Origin of the sequence: Rhodococcus artemisiae (assembly GCF_036327795.1) — a bacterium.
Taxonomy (GTDB): domain Bacteria; phylum Actinomycetota; class Actinomycetes; order Mycobacteriales; family Mycobacteriaceae; genus Rhodococcus; species Rhodococcus artemisiae.
The window spans coordinates 311403-326608 of the sequence record NZ_JAUTXY010000001.1 but is presented as its reverse complement, the minus strand read 5'-3'; the positions used below and the strand labels follow the sequence as shown (position 1 = coordinate 326608).

At 66.9% G+C, this 15206-nt stretch carries 12 protein-coding genes; 10 read left to right on the top strand and 2 right to left on the bottom strand.

What is annotated here, in order from left to right; translation table 11 throughout:
* Positions 1-4: 4 nt before the first annotated feature.
* From Q7514_RS01620 to Q7514_RS01610, 3 genes are all read left to right on the top strand, one after another.
* Positions 5-304, top strand: coding sequence for a protease inhibitor I42 family protein (locus Q7514_RS01620; protein WP_330131521.1), 300 nt, complete (start codon positions 5-7; stop codon positions 302-304).
* Between the two features lie 52 nt (positions 305-356).
* Positions 357-827, top strand: coding sequence for a nucleoside deaminase (locus tag Q7514_RS01615; RefSeq protein WP_330131520.1), 471 nt, complete (start codon positions 357-359; stop codon positions 825-827).
* A 182-nt stretch (positions 828-1009) separates the two neighbouring features.
* Positions 1010-1630, top strand: coding sequence for a hypothetical protein (locus Q7514_RS01610; RefSeq protein ID WP_330131519.1), 621 nt, complete (start codon positions 1010-1012; stop codon positions 1628-1630).
* 36 nt (positions 1631-1666) lie between these two features.
* Here the strand turns inward: Q7514_RS01610 and ypfJ are convergent, their stop codons facing one another.
* Positions 1667-2578, bottom strand: coding sequence for a KPN_02809 family neutral zinc metallopeptidase (gene ypfJ, locus Q7514_RS01605; RefSeq protein ID WP_330131518.1), 912 nt, complete (start codon positions 2576-2578; stop codon positions 1667-1669).
* Positions 2579-2717: 139 nt separating this feature from the next.
* Here ypfJ and aspS point away from each other — a divergent pair, with 139 nt between their 5' ends.
* Entirely contained in the window at positions 2718-4508 is a 1791-nt protein-coding gene (aspS, locus tag Q7514_RS01600; RefSeq protein ID WP_330131517.1) for an aspartate--tRNA ligase, read from the top strand.
* A 415-nt stretch (positions 4509-4923) separates the two neighbouring features.
* Positions 4924-6090, top strand: a complete 1167-nt coding sequence (locus Q7514_RS01595; RefSeq protein WP_330131516.1) for a phosphotransferase family protein — start codon at positions 4924-4926, stop codon at positions 6088-6090.
* A gap of 10 nt (positions 6091-6100) precedes the next feature.
* Here the strand turns inward: Q7514_RS01595 and Q7514_RS01590 are convergent, their stop codons facing one another.
* Entirely contained in the window at positions 6101-7726 is a 1626-nt protein-coding gene (locus Q7514_RS01590) for an alkaline phosphatase D family protein (protein ID WP_330131515.1), read from the bottom strand.
* 196 nt (positions 7727-7922) lie between these two features.
* On the opposite strand from Q7514_RS01590, the gene Q7514_RS01585 reads away from it, so the two are divergent.
* The 5 genes from Q7514_RS01585 to Q7514_RS01565 all read left to right on the top strand — a co-directional run bounded on the left by Q7514_RS01585 (position 7923) and on the right by Q7514_RS01565 (position 15158).
* On the top strand, positions 7923-9335 hold the full coding sequence (locus Q7514_RS01585; protein ID WP_330131514.1) for a replication-associated recombination protein A: 1413 nt from the start codon (positions 7923-7925) through the stop codon (positions 9333-9335).
* Positions 9336-9456: 121 nt separating this feature from the next.
* The gene (alaS, locus tag Q7514_RS01580; RefSeq protein ID WP_330131513.1) at positions 9457-12123 is read left to right on the top strand and encodes an alanine--tRNA ligase; all 2667 of its coding nucleotides are present in this window, start codon (positions 9457-9459) and stop codon (positions 12121-12123) included.
* Positions 12123-12644, top strand: coding sequence for a Holliday junction resolvase RuvX (ruvX, locus tag Q7514_RS01575; RefSeq protein ID WP_330131979.1), 522 nt, complete (start codon positions 12123-12125; stop codon positions 12642-12644). Before alaS ends, ruvX begins: the two co-directional genes overlap by 1 nt.
* On the top strand, positions 12641-14323 hold the full coding sequence (locus Q7514_RS01570; protein ID WP_330131512.1) for an endolytic transglycosylase MltG: 1683 nt from the start codon (positions 12641-12643) through the stop codon (positions 14321-14323). The genes ruvX and Q7514_RS01570 overlap by 4 nt, the downstream gene beginning before the upstream one ends.
* Positions 14313-15158 (top strand): shikimate dehydrogenase, encoded by an 846-nt coding sequence (locus Q7514_RS01565; RefSeq protein ID WP_330131511.1) that lies wholly within the window; start codon positions 14313-14315, stop codon positions 15156-15158. Before Q7514_RS01570 ends, Q7514_RS01565 begins: the two co-directional genes overlap by 11 nt.
* The last annotated feature ends 48 nt before the right edge of the window (positions 15159-15206 follow it).

Genomic DNA, 15206 nt, shown 5'->3' with positions numbered 1-15206 from the left:
ATCCATGACGCACATCACCACTGGTCCGCGCGATTTGACGGTCGATGTGGGGGACACCATCGAATTGCATCTGCCGGAGAACACTTCCCGCGACTACTGCTGGTCGACGACCCGGATCGGGAAGGGGCTCAACCTGCGCGACATCAGGTTCGTCCCCTCGAAGAATCCGTTGCCCGGCGCCACGAGCGAACGGGTGTTCTATCTCCGTGCGAAGCGGCCGGGGACATGGCCGTTGTCGCTGCGGATGCGCCGGCACCTGGATCTGTCTGCGGCGCTCGCCGATATGACCGTCACGGTGACGTGAGTCTTCTTCGACGTGAGTCGTCTTCACGGAAGGTGACCTGAGGTTTCGCGGAATGGACATCGACGCATACAGGTTCCTCGACGTCGCCTTCGCCGAGGCCGAGCGGGGACTCTCCGAGGGTGGCATACCGATCGGAGCCGCGCTGTTCGACGCCGATGGCACACTGCTCGGCCAGGGGCGCAACAGGCGCGTCCAAGACGACGATCCGACGCTCCACGCCGAGACCGCTGCGTTCCGCGCGGCCGGTCGCCGACGTGATTACAGGTCGACGATCATGGTGACGACGCTGTCGCCGTGCTGGTACTGCAGTGGCCTGGTACGCCAGTTCGGTATCGGGTCGGTCATCGTCGGGGAGGCGGTCACGTTCTGCGGCGGTCACGACTGGCTCGCCGACAACGGAGTGTCGGTGACTGTGCTGGACGACCCGCGGTGTGTCGCGCTGATGACCCGATTCATCGATGAGTCGCCGGATTTGTGGGATGAAGATATCGGCGTCGCTCCGTCATCCGATCGCCTACCCTGAAGCGGAGGCAACGGACTGGGGGAAATGTGTCGTCGGTGCATCGACCGCTCGGACTCGCCTGGGCCGGTGTAGCTGCGCTTGTAGTGGTCTCATGCGGCTCACGGGGTGAGCACTCGGACCCGCTTCCGGCCGACCAGTTGGTGTTCAGTGTCGGCTCAAGCGGCCACGGATGGACGCCGTACGTGGTCGAGGCGATTCGGTCACCGGTGATCTCGGTCTACGGCGACGGCCGTGTGGTCTTCACCGAGCGAAACGAGCCCACCACCATGTCTCCGCCGGAATATCTGGTGGTACAGGCTGATCCGGACGATGTCGCTCGTTTTGCCGACGAACTCGAGGAGCAGTACCTCATCGATCTGGGCACCGATGTCGGAAGTCCCGGCGTGACCGATCAAGCGACGACCACCGTCACCTTCCATGGACGTGGCGACGCCTCCGAATTGCGCGTCTACGCGTTCGGTACGCGGTTCGAACGGGATCTCCCGTCGACTGCTCTCGAGAATCGAGAAGAACTGCGCGCCGTGATCGAGAGCGCCTGGGGTCTGGCCGAGGGCGACGCCGAGCCTTACGATCCGGACATTGTGCACGTCCACGAACCGACCGCGGTGACCGCCCCGGACGATGATGTCCCGGCGTGGCCAGGCCCCGATCCCGCAACGTTCATGACGGGCGACCCCGGATCGCCAGGAGTGATCACCGGGGACGCCGCAGCCGTCGTCTACACCGCAGCGCGAGAGAATCCGGACGGATGGTGGAGGGTCGACGACGAGGTGGTGCGGCTCGTCGTGGACCCCGTCCCGTGAACGGCAGGGCTGTCTGAGATCTCGTGAAGCCGGTCGTCAGCGCAGCGAGGCCGGGTTGTCCAGATCGGCAGCGGAATAGGTATCGCACGCTGCGATCTGCCCGGTGTCGTATCCCGCGATGAACCACTTCTGGCGCTGCTCGGACGAGCCGTGGGTCCACGCTTCCGGGTTGACACGACCCGTCGCCGTGGACTGGATGCGGTCGTCGCCGACCGCGGACGCTGCAGACAGTGCATCGCGGATATCGGTGTCGCTGAGCGGCGCCAGGAACGGCACTCCGGTGTCCGGGTCGGGGAGAGTGTCCGCGTAGTGCGCCCACACGCCGGCGTAGCAATCGGCCTGGAGTTCGGTGCGCACCGCACCCGACTCGGGGCCGCGGGGATCGGACTGCGCGCGGCCGAGGTCGCCGAGCTGATTCTGCAGGTGGTGACCCACCTCGTGCGCGACCACGTACTCCTGGGCGAGCGGTCCGCCGCTCGAACCGAACTGTGTCACGAGCTGCTGGAAGAAACTGGTGTCGAAATACGCGGTCTCGTCCGCGGGGCAGTAGAACGGGCCGATGTCGCTGGTCGCGTTGCCGCACCCGGTCGAGGTCGCGGAGGTGAACAACGCGACTTCGGGCTGTACATACGCGACGCCGGTCTGTGCGGCGAGCTGCTGCTCCCACACCGTATCGAGCGACCCGACCGTGTAGAGCACACGGCAGTCGACGTCGGCGTTGGCATCTGTGCCGGTCGCGCAGTGGTCGAGCGCGCCGGTGCCGGCCTGTTCGGACGCATCGGGCACGCCCGACCCGAGCAGCGACGACGGATCCCCGCCGAGCAACAGCGCCAGGATCAGCACGATCAGGCCTCCGGCGCCGCCTCCCAGTGCGATCTTGCCGCCGCGACCGCCCCCGCCGGTGCGGACCCGGTTCGGATCCATCCGTGCGCCCTGGTTGAACGTCATCGCATCCGCCTTGTCATCGAGCCACTCGAGCCGCACAAGTCTGGCACGGCCGATTCGACACGTGTGTGCTCGGCCGATTCATGTCTTTCGTAGGATTGCAGCGACGAACCCCGTCGATGATCGTTTCGAAAGGAATTCCGTGCTGCGCACCCATCTCGCCGGCTCGTTGCGAGCCGAGCACGCCGAGCAAACCGTCACCCTCACCGGTTGGGTTGCCCGGCGCCGCGACCACGGCGGGGTCATCTTCATCGACCTGCGCGACGCCTCCGGCGTGTCCCAGGTGGTGTTCCGTGACGCAGAGGTGCTCGAGCAGGCGCACAAGCTGCGCGCCGAATACTGCGTGAAGGTGACCGGAGTCGTCGAGATCCGGCCCGAAGGCAACCAGAACTTCGAGATCCCGACGGGCGCGGTGGAGGTCAACGCCACCGAACTCGAGGTGCTGGGCGAGGCGGCGCCACTGCCGTTCCAACTCGATGACCAGGCGGGCGAAGAGGCCCGCCTCAAGTACCGGTACCTGGACCTGCGCCGTGAAGGGCCGGGCAAGGCCATTCGGCTCCGTAGCAAGGTCAACGCCGCTGCCCGCTCGGTGCTCGCTCATCACGAGTTCGTCGAGGTCGAGACCCCGACGCTGACGCGCTCGACGCCCGAGGGCGCCCGTGACTTCCTGGTGCCTGCGCGACTGCAGCCCGGCAATTTCTACGCTCTGCCGCAGTCACCGCAGCTGTTCAAGCAGCTGCTCATGGCAGGTGGCATCGAGCGGTACTACCAGATAGCGCGCTGCTACCGCGACGAGGACTTCCGCGCCGACCGGCAGCCGGAGTTCACCCAGCTCGACATCGAGATGGCATTCGTGAACCAGGACGACGTGATCCTGCTCGCCGAAGAGGTACTGCACGCACTGTGGCGCCTGGTCGGATACGAGCTCGAGACACCGATCCCGCGCATGACCTACGCCGACGCAATGCGACGTTTCGGCAGCGACAAGCCGGACCTGCGCTTCAACATCGAACTTGTCGAGTGCAAGGATTTCTTCAAGGACACCACCTTCCGGGTCTTCCAGGCGGAGTACGTCGGTGCGGTCGTCATGCCGGGTGGTGCTTCGCAGCCGCGTCGTCAGCTCGACGCGTGGCAGGAATGGGCCAAGCAGCGCGGTGCCAAGGGTCTCGCGTATGTACTCGTGGGCGAGGACGGCGAGCTCACCGGCCCCGTTGCGAAGAACCTCACCGACACCGAGCGGGCCGGGCTGGCGGCACATGTGGGTGCCGCCCCCGGTGACTGCATCTTCTTCGCCGCCGGTGCGACCAAGCCGATGCGCGCCCTGCTGGGCGCAGCGCGCGGCGAGATCGCCCGCAAGCTCGACCTCATCGACCCGAATGCGTGGGCCTTCGTGTGGGTGGTCGACGCCCCCATGTTCGAGCCGGCCGCCGATGCGACCGCGTCGGGTGACGTCGCTCTCGGTTCGTCTGCCTGGACGGCGGTACACCACGCATTCACCTCACCGAAGCCGGAATTCCTCGACACGTTCGACACCGATCCGGGCTCGGCGCTGGCCTACGCCTACGACATCGTCTGCAACGGCAACGAGATCGGCGGCGGCTCGATTCGTATCCACCGACCCGACATCCAAGAACGCGTGTTCAAGGTGATGGGAATTCCCGAGGACGAAGCAAACGAGAAGTTCGGCTTCCTGCTCGAGGCGTTCAAATACGGTGCGCCGCCGCACGGCGGTATCGCCTTCGGCTGGGACCGGATCACCGCGCTGCTCGCCGGTGTGGACTCGATCCGCGAGGTCATCGCGTTCCCCAAGTCGGGTGGGGGAGTCGACCCGCTCACCGACGCGCCCGGCCCGATCAGCGACGAGCAGCGCAAGGAATCCGGTATGGACTTCAAGCCCGACGTGAAGGACACCGCAGCGGCCGCCGCACAGTAGAGACGCCGCGGCGGCAACCGGGCAGAAGGTTCGCCGACTGCCGCCAGTGGGACAGCAGCGGAAATCCTGCCCGCACTGACGGGGCGCGTTCATCTCGGTGAGCGCGCCCTGTTCGTCGGTCCTGGCTAGGGATTTCGGACAGCACGGAAGAGCTTGATATGCCGAATCGGTGGCGATGGCAGCTCTCATTCACGAAAGACCTCCTCGATTCGCGCTTCCGAGAAGAACTTTCGAGGAGGAACGTAACACTCGGGTGCGGATTGTCCGTTTCGCTGAAACACTCGATGATCAGGCGCAACCCGGCCCGACGGGGCAGTGCGGCTTCGCTGATTCGGTCGAAATGGACCTTGGTCCCGAGTCGGTGGGGGATTCCGCACGCCCTGTCGGAGGCCGCGACGATGTAGATTGTTCGGTGATGACCGCAACATTGGCAGACCCCGTTTCGGAGGTAGTGCAAGCAGCGGAGACGCTGCTCACTCGTCGCACCGGCGCCCCGGTTACGCTCGCGGATCCTGTGGATCTCGGCGGCAGCGGCCGCTCGGTAGTTCTTCGCGTACGAGTTGCTGCGAACCCCTTCTCGCTGCCCCGCACCCTCGTCCTGAAACAGGTGCCGCCGACTCGGGGCGCCGGCCACGTCGACCTCCGCGGCGCCACGACGGACGAGGAGGTTGCCTTCCTCCGCGAAGCCGTGTCGTACCAGTTCGCGACCGCGCTCGCCAAGGACCATCGACCCGGAGCGGAACTGCTCGCCTACGACTTCGAGACCCGGCTGCTGGTGCTCAGCGACCTCGGCGACGCCACCCCGCTGGCGACGCTGCTGCGCAGCGGCGACACCGATACCGTGGGAAATACGCTCATGGCGCTCGCGCAGGCTCTCGGTCGCATGCATGCCGCGACCGTCGGCCGTGAGGAAGATTTCTCGGCGTTGCTCCGCAGAGCCGGCGTCGTATCCGTCAGCGATGCGGTGGCCGAACAGGCCATCGACGCGGTCCGGGGCGTGCCTGAACTACTCGCCACCGACTTCGGGCTCATCGTTCCCCAGTCGGTACTCGACCGCGCGGAACGCGCTGCGAAACTGTTCACCGGGGGCCGATTCCGCGCATTCAGTCCGTCGGATCTGTGCCCCGACAACATCGTCGTCGGCGACGACGGGGTGCAGTTTCTCGATTACGAATGGGGTGGGTTCCGCGACGCGACGCTCGACATCGCGTACGCGCTCACCTCGTTCCCGTTGTGCCTGTGTGCAGCACCCTTGACCTCCGAGCGGGTGCGGGCCATGGCGGATGCCTGGCGTGCCGAGGTGGTGGGCATGTGGCCGCAACTCGCCTACGACGAAGTCCTCGCCGAGCGTCTGCTCGATGCTCAGCTCGCCTGCGTCTGGTTGAGCACCCATCTGTTCCTGCCCGAGGATCACGCCCGCATCGCGTCGGTGCGGACGCACGAACTGTCCGTGGCGCGGATCCCCGCGCTGAGCTCGCGGTGGTCGTTGCTGGCGGATTTCGCCACCGACACCGGGCACGACGACGTGGCGGCACACGCGCGCGACGTCCTGTCGCATCTGGATCAGCGCGTAGAGCCCTGACGTCGTCACTCTAGATGGGCGGTGCCGGCTCCATCCTCGCGCTGTCTGCAGCAACTCGTAGCCCCGCGGCCCGTGTCACGCCGGTCCGGGGATCGGAGGGGTTGTGCAGGTGGAACCATTCCATCTGCACCGCCTCGGGTGCGACGTCGAGTACTCCGTAGCCATGCGAGTCGAGTTCGACGTACTCGATGTGCCGATTGGTGGACCGGATGGCCGATTCGAGTGCCGGGCTGATCGTCCGCGGCGGAACCCCGAGCAACTCGTCGATGTTCGCCGAGGTCACGGATGGCACGACGAACTCCGTTGCCACCGCTCCTGCGCCCGGGTACGAGGCGGCGTCGATCGGGATGTCTGCACCCCACGAGGTGTGGATGTCGCCGGTGAGGAACACGACGTTGCGACGCCCCGCCGCGGTAATCGTCTCGAGCAGTCGTCTACGGTCGGACGGGTAGCCGTCCCACTGGTCGGCGTTGTACGGGATCCCGTTCGACGGCACACCGAGAAGCTCGGTCAGCGCGCCTGTCGTGTGCGGGTCCAGGGGCGGGAACAGCACCGGTGCGATCATCACCGAGTTCCCCACCAGCTGCCACTTCGTCTGCGAGCTCGTCAGCCCCGCGGTCAACCACGCCATCTGTTCCGGTCCGGTGATCGTGCGGGTGTCGTCGTCGACGGTGCGCCACTCCGCGCCCGGGCGGACCTGCTCGCTCCGGTAGCTGCGCAGATCGAGCATGGACAGTTCGGCGAGGTCGCCGAATTGGAGCCGCCGGTAGAGGCGGGTGCCGTCCATACGGACCGGCATCCACTCCGAGTAGGCCCTGACCGAGGCAGCCTTGCGCGTGGCCCAATCACCCTCGGTCGCCGGATCATGATTCTCCGCACCGCCCGCGTAGGCGTCGTTGGCCGATTCGTGGTCGTCCCACACGGCGATCCACGGCAGTGTCGCATGGAGGGCCTGCAGATCGGAGTCGGTCTTGTACTGGCCGTGTCGGATCCGGTAGTCGGCCAGGGTCACGATCTCGTTGGCCGGCGCATGGGTCCGGGGGCCGGTCCCGGAGACAGGAAACTTGCCGGCCGCGTATTCATACAGGTAATCGCCGAGATGCAGGATCGCGAACAGGTCGTCGCGGGCCGCGAGATGCCGGTACGCACCGAAGTAGCCGCCCTCCCAGTTCGAGCACGACACCACGCCGAAACGCAGATGATCCGTCGGTTCGCCCGGGGAGGGTGCGGCGCGGGTGCGCCCCGTCGGCGACACGACATCTCCGACGACGAAGCGGTAGTGATACTCGGTTGCGGGGGCGAGTCCGGTCGCGTCGATCTTGACGGTGTGATCCGATGCGGCGGACGCGGTGACTGTCCCGGTCGCGTCGATCGTCTCGAAGTTCGCATCGCGAGAGAGCTCCCACCGCACTGTTGTCTCGGGTCCGAGCCCCGAACCGGGTGTCGCCTCGGGCGACGGGGTCACCCGCGTCCACAGGATCACCGCGTCCGGGAGCGGATCACCGGAGGCGACGCCGTGGTGGAACATCGCCGGCGACGCCGATGCCGTGCTCCCGGTGGCGGCGAGTGCGGCAGCGCCGGCGGCACCGACTCCGGAGCGCAGTAATGTGCGGCGGGACAATCGCGTAGAGATCACGCACCGATCCGAACACAGTTCTGGACGGGTGTTCGACGAACGAGCAGGATGCCCGCCAAGAATTCACCGAGTGTTCGGATTTCACCGAGCGTTCGTCTTCCGGGAACCGATTCCGAGCGAAGGGCACCCTCCCTCGCTCCGAGGAGATCGACCGCACATTCGCTCGAAGGGTGGTGGCGCTTGTAGCGTCGTCGGCGTGAGTGATCTTTTCGGTGCGAACGACCCGTCGGCCGAACCGGACGCCTTGTTCGAAGCGCCGCGTAAATCGGAGCCGGACCCGGAACCGTCGATCCGCCGTGCCCCGGTCGGCCCGACCGGGCCTAACGCACCGCTGGCGGCTCGGATGCGCCCGGCGAACCTCGACGAGGTCCTCGGCCAGCAGCACCTGCTCGAACCGGGCGCGCCGCTGCGGCGCCTCGTCGAGGGCTCAGGTGCCGCTTCCGTCGTTCTCTACGGGCCTCCGGGAACCGGCAAGACCACCCTTGCGTCGCTCATCTCCGGTGCCACGGGTCGACGCTTCGAAGCGTTGTCCGCGCTGTCCGCAGGTGTGAAGGACGTCCGCGCCGTGATCGATCTCGCGCGTCGCCGGCTCACTCAGGGTGAGCAGACCGTGCTGTTCATCGACGAGGTCCATCGCTTCTCCAAGACCCAGCAGGACGCTCTGCTCGCCGCGGTGGAGAACCGGATCGTTCTGCTGGTGGCCGCCACGACCGAGAATCCGTCCTTCTCCGTCGTCGCACCTCTGCTGTCACGGTCGCTGGTGCTGCAGTTGCAGCCCCTCGGCCCGGAAGACATCCGCGCGTTGCTCGAACGGGCGCGCACCGACCCGCGGGGACTCGACGGGGCGGTCGCGATCACCGATGACGCGCTCGATCACCTCGTCCGCCTCGCCGGCGGCGATGCCCGCCGCGCCCTGACGGCGTTGGAAGCCTCGGCGGAAACCGCACTCGACCGCGCCGGCGACACCGACGCCGTCATCGACCTGCCGACCGTCGAATCCAGCATCGACAAGGCCGCGGTCCGATACGACCGCGACGGCGATCAGCACTACGACGTCGCCAGTGCCTTCATCAAGTCGCTGCGGGGCTCCGACGTCGATGCCGCACTGCACTACCTTGCGAGGATGATCGTGGCGGGGGAGGACCCGAGGTTCATTGCCCGGCGCCTGATGATCCAGGCCAGCGAGGAGGTCGGTATGGCCGACCCCACCGCGCTCCAGGCGGCAGTGGCCGCGGCTCAGGTGGTCCAGCAGGTCGGCATGCCCGAGGCCCAGCTCGCCCTCGCGCAGGCCACCATCCACATTGCCGCCGCGCCGAAGTCCGGATCGGTGACCGCCGCACTGTCCGCTGCTATCGGCGATGTGAAGGCGGGTAAGGCCGGGCCCGTGCCGAGTCACCTGCGTGACGGCCACTACCAGGGCGCGCAGAAGCTCGGTAACGCCATCGGGTACCGATATCCCCATGACCACCCGGACGGTGTCCTCTCACAGCAGTACCCGCCCGACGAGTTGGTGGGTGTCGACTACTACGAGCCGACGGGTCGCGGCGTCGAGCGTGATCTGTCGTCGCGGCTGCCGAAGCTGCGTCGGATCGTGCGCGGACCGCGGTAGCCGCCGCGGTCCTGATAATCCGCTCGCGGTGGCGCGATAAGCTGAAAGGCGGCCGATTGACTTGATCGTCCGCCCCTTGCCGGGCAGCTCCGCCACCGTCAGACGACAAAGGACCATCGACGTGCAGACCCACGAGATCCGCAGGCGCTTTCTCGACCACTTCGTGAAGGCAGGCCACACCGAAGTGCCGAGCGCCTCGCTGATCCTGGCCGATCCGAACCTGCTGTTCGTCAACGCAGGCATGGTCCCCTTCGTGCCGTTCTTCCTCGGGCAGCAGACTCCGCCCTACTCGCGGGCGACCTCGGTGCAGAAGTGTGTGCGCACGCTCGACATCGAAGAGGTGGGGATCACCACCCGGCACAACACCTTCTTCCAGATGGCCGGCAACTTCTCGTTCGGTGACTACTTCAAGGAAGAAGCCATCACGCACGCGTGGTCGCTGCTCACCGGCTCCGTCGACGAGGGCGGTTACGGGATCGACCCCGAAAAGCTTTGGGCAACTGTCTATCTCGACGACGACGATGCGTACTCGATTTGGCACGACAAGATCGGTGTCCCGGCCGAGCGGATCCAACGTCGTGGGATGAAGGACAACTACTGGTCGATGGGCATCCCCGGCCCGTGCGGCCCGTGCTCGGAGATCTTCTACGACCGCGGCCCGGACTACGGCGTCGAAGGCGGTCCGGAGGCCGACGAGGACCGCTACATCGAGATCTGGAATCTCGTGTTCATGCAGAACGAGCGTGGGGAGGGCACCAGCAAGGAAGACTTCGAGATTCTCGGCCCGCTGCCGAAGAAGAACATCGATACCGGTATGGGTGTCGAACGTGTCGCGTTCCTGCTCCAGGGAGTCGAGAACGTCTACGAGACGGACCTGCTGCGCCCCGTCATCGACAAGGCGCAGGAAGTGACCGGGAGTCGTTATGGCACCGATCACAGCTCCGACGTGCGTTTCCGTGTCATCGCCGACCACGCGCGCACCGCTGCGATGCTCATCGTCGACGGTGTCAACCCCGGCAACGACGGCCGCGGTTACGTCCTGCGCCGATTGCTGCGCCGCATCGTCCGTTCCGCGCGTCTGCTCGGCGCCGAGCGGCCCACGATGGCCGAGTTCATGGCCGTCGTGCGCGACACCATGGCCCCGTCATACCCCGAGCTGTCCACCGACTTCGCGCGTATCGAGACCGTGGCGGTCGGCGAGGAGACGGCGTTCCTCAAGACCCTCGGCACCGGCAGCAAGCTGTTCGAAGGTGCCGTCGAGTCGGTGAAGGCCGTGGGCAAGACCGTGCTCGGCGGCTCGGAGGCCTTCGCGCTGCACGACACGTACGGGTTCCCGATCGACCTGACCCTCGAGATGGCGTCGGAGGCCGGTCTCACAGTCGACGAGGACGGCTTCCGCTCGCTCATGGCCGAGCAGCGGCAGCGCGCGAAGGACGATGCCCGCGCACGTAAGCACGCCCACGCCGACCTGACGGTCTACAAGGAACTACTCGACCGCGGCCCCACCGAGTTCACCGGCTTCAACGAGCTCGTCTCGGAGGCGCATGTGCTCGCCGTCATCACCGGTGGTGAGCGCCTGCACACCGCGAGCGCGGGACAGGACGTCGAACTGATCCTCGACCGCAGCCCGCTGTATGCGGAGTCCGGCGGTCAGATCGCCGATGTCGGCACCATCACCGCCACCGGACTGCGCGTGAAGGTCAACGATGTGCAGAAGATCGCCAAGCAGCTGTGGGTGCACAAGGTCACGGTCCTCGAGGGCCAGATCGTCGAAGGCGACGCCGTTCTCGTTCAGGTCGATCCGGAATGGCGCAAGGGCGCCACCCAGGGGCACTCGGGTACTCACCTGGTGCACGCGGCGCTGCGGGAGGTCCTCGGCCCGAACGCGGTGCAGGCCGGTTCACTCAACAAGCCCGGCTACCTGCGCTTCGACTTCTCGTGGCCGGGTGCGCTGTCGGAGCAGCAGAAGCAGGACATCGAAACTGTCACCAACGAGGCGGTGGCCGCGAACTACCCGGTGAACACCTTCGTCACCGACCTGGACAAGGCCAAGAAGATGGGCGCGATGGCGCTGTTCGGTGAGAACTACGGCGACGAAGTACGTGTCGTGGAGATGGGCGGGCCGTTCTCGATGGAACTGTGCGGTGGCACGCACGTGCAGCATTCGTCGCACGTCGGCACTGTCACGCTGCTCGGCGAGCAGTCCGTCGGCTCGGGTGTCCGCCGCGTCGAGGCCTACGTCGGCCTGGACTCGTACCGGCACCTGGCCAAGGAACGCGCATTGCTCGCGGGTCTGTCATCGACCCTCAAAGTGCCCTCGGAAGAGGTTCCTGGACGAGTCGAGTCACTCCTCGAGCGTCTCAAGGTCGCCGAGAAGGAACTCGAGAAGAGTCGCGCCGCGAACGTGGCCGCCGCGGCAGGTTCGTTCGCCGACAAGGCCGAGCGCATCGGCGATGTCCTCGTGGTGGCGGTCCGGGCGCCGGAAGGGGTGTCCGGCAATGCCCTGCGCACCCTGGTGACCGACATCCGTGGACGGCTCGGCAGCAATCCGGCCGTGGTGCTGCTGCTCGGCAGCGCCGACGGCAAGGTGCCGTTCGTCGTGGCGACCAACGACGCTGCGCGGGACAAGGGCATCAGGGCCGGCGACCTCGTGTCGAGCTTCGGCCCGGCGATCGGTGGTCGCGGAGGCGGCAAGCCCGACATGGCCCAGGGCCAAGGCTCGGACGCCTCGGGTATCGATGCGGCGCTCGATGCGTTCCGCGTTCGGCTGCGCGAGCTGGCCGGCTGATCGTGGCCGAGCTACCCGGCCCGGATCGTCCCGGTTCGGATGATCCGGGCCGGGGTCGTCGAATCGGCATCGATGTCGGCAGTGTGCGGATCGGCGTGGCGTCCTGCGACCCCGACTGCATCCTCGCGACCCCGGTCGAGACTGTGGCACGGTCCAAGCAACGTGGCCCCGACGCGCCCGATCTCCGGCGCATTGTCCAGATCGTTATGGAATATGAGGCGGTTGAGGTTATCGTCGGGCTGCCGCAGACCCTGCGCGGCGAGCCGGGGAAGGCCGCGAAGCTGGCGAGCGAATTCGCGCGTCGACTTCGCCGGCAGATTCCCGAGGTTCCCGTTCGGATGGCCGATGAACGATTCACCACGGTCACTGCGGCGCGTGCGCTTCGCGACAGCGGAGTCAGCGCGCGCGGTGCGCGGCCCGTGATAGACCAGGCCGCCGCCGTCGCCATCTTGCAAGGTTGGTTGGACGAGCGGAGTGCAGTAGTGAACGTGGCAGACGGGGACCAGGGGAGCGGCCGGTGAGCCGGGACGGACGGTACGGCGACGACACTCCCGATGCTCGGCAGGGCGGTATGTTCAGCGACCCCTACGCCGGTCACTACGACACCGCAGGTCGCTACATCCCCCCCGCGTCGCCCCAGCGCGACGAATACGGCCAGCACCGTCTCGGGGGTGGTCGGCAATCGGACGACGACCCCACCAACGTTCTGCAATTCGAGGAGGGCGTGTTCGACGGACCCCCACCACAGCAGGATGTACCGCCACAACAGGCAGCACCGCTCGAGGACGAACCCCGGCGGGCCCGTCACGACGACGAATACGTCGGTGGTTACTCATATGCTCATCGTCGAGAAGACGATCACTACGCCGCGGCAGGCTACGACGAGCCGGACTACGACGAGCCCGGTGTGTTCGACCGGACCGAGACCATTGCCGCGATCCCCGCTGACGACGACGCGGATGCCGAGTGGTGGGATGACGACGACGATCGCGCAGCCCCCGCCGCCGTGGGCGCGACGGCGGTACAGCAAGCCGAGACCACCGCATCGGCGAAACGGCGTAGGCGAGGCAAGGTCGTCGGGTCGCTGGCGGCCGTGCTGCTGCTCATCGTGGTGGTCGGCGGTGGCTACTTCGCCTACGACCGGTTCGTGGGGCCGGGACTGCCGCCCGACTTCGCCGGACCCGCGGGCCCCGTCGCGATCGTGCAGGTGCATCCCGGCGAGACCGCATCCGAGATCAGCAGCGAAGTCGCCGACAAGGGCGTGACCGCCAGTGCCGGCGCGTTCTACAACGCTGCGGTGCAGAATGCCGGCATGAACGCCGTGCACCCCGGCTTCTATGCGATCCCCACCAACATCTCCGGTATCGACGCGGTCTCTGCCTTCGTCGCCCCGGAGAGCCGGGTAGGCGCGCTCGTCATCTCGGAAGGCCGACAGCTCCACGACATCCGCGATGTCAACACCGGCGCCGTCCGCAAGGGCATCTACACCCTCATCGCGGAAGCGAGCTGCTACGACGATGCCGGTGTACCACAGTGTCTGACCTACGATGAACTCGCTGCAGCGGGGGCGAACACCGACCTGGATGCACTCGGGGTCCCGGTATGGGCGCGCGACGCCGTGGCGCAGGTCCCGAATCGCGAGCGTCAACTCGAAGGCCTGATCGCCGCCGGTAGCTGGGATTTCGACCCTTCGGCCGAACCCGCCGAGGTGCTGCGCACACTCGTGACCGGAAGCGCCGCCCGATACGACGAGACGGGAATCGCGGCTGCAGCACCGACGGTGGGTCTGACACCGTACGAGATGCTCGTCGCCGCGTCCCTGGTCGAGCGTGAAGCCATGCCGGACGATTTCGCGCGGGTCGCGCGGGTGATCCTCAACAGACTCGAGATCGACCAGATGCTGCAGTTCGATTCGACGGTCAACTATGCGCTCGACGAGACCGAACTCGCGACCACCGACGCGGACCGCGCACGCGTGACGCCGTGGAACACGTACGCGAGCGTCGGTCTGCCGGCCACCCCGATCTCGTCCCCGAGCATCGGTGCCCTGCAGGCAGTGGAGAACCCGGAACCGGGCGAATGGACGTACTTCGTGACGATCGACGACCAGGGCACGACACTGTTCGCCGACACCTATGAGGAACACCTCGTCAACACACAGCTGGCTCTCGAAAGCGGAATTCTCGACAGTGGTAGATGACAGTACGAACAGCACGAACAGACCCCGCAAGGCCGCAGTACTCGGCAGCCCGATCGGTCATTCGAAGTCCCCGCTGCTGCATCTCGCCGCATATCGGGCACTCGGCCTGGTCGACTGGACCTACGAGCGCATCGAATGCACGGGTGAGCAGCTACCGGGTCTCGTGTCCGGTCTCGGCGACGAGTGGGTCGGCCTGTCCGTCACGATGCCCGGCAAGTTCGCCGCGCTCGAGTTCGCGACGGAACGCACCGAGCGGGCGATCGCGATCGGCTCGGCGAACACCCTCGTCCGTATAGACGGCGGCTGGCGCGCCGACTGCACCGACATCGACGGTGTCAGCGGCGCGCTCGGCACCATCGGTGTAAACGACCTGACGGGACGGCCCGCGGTCGTCGTCGGCAACGGCGGCACCTCCCGTCCCGCGATCGTCGGCCTTGCCGACCTGGGTGCCCGTGAGGTGACCATCGTGGCGCGCTCGGAGCAGCGGGCAGCCGAAACCTTCGATTGCGCCGAGGCCGTGGGGGTCACGCCGCAGTGGGTGTCGTTCGACGATCCGGCACTGGGTGCGGTGTGTGCGGCGTCCGGTGCGTTGGTCTCGACGGTGCCCGCTGCCGCGGCAGCTCCGTATGCCGACACGTTGGCGCAGGCACCGTTCATTCTCGACGCGATCTACGACCCTTGGCCGACCCCGCTGGGTGCGGCCGCACACGCGCGTGGCAGCATCGTCGTATCGGGCCTGACGATGCTGCTGCATCAGGCGTTCGGTCAGGTGGAACAGTTCACGGGCCGCCCCGCACCGAAGGACGCGATGGCTTCGGCCGTCGGCCTCGGCTAGCGAATCGAGAAATTCTCGGCCGGTTGTCGTAGCAGGTGTCGAATCCGG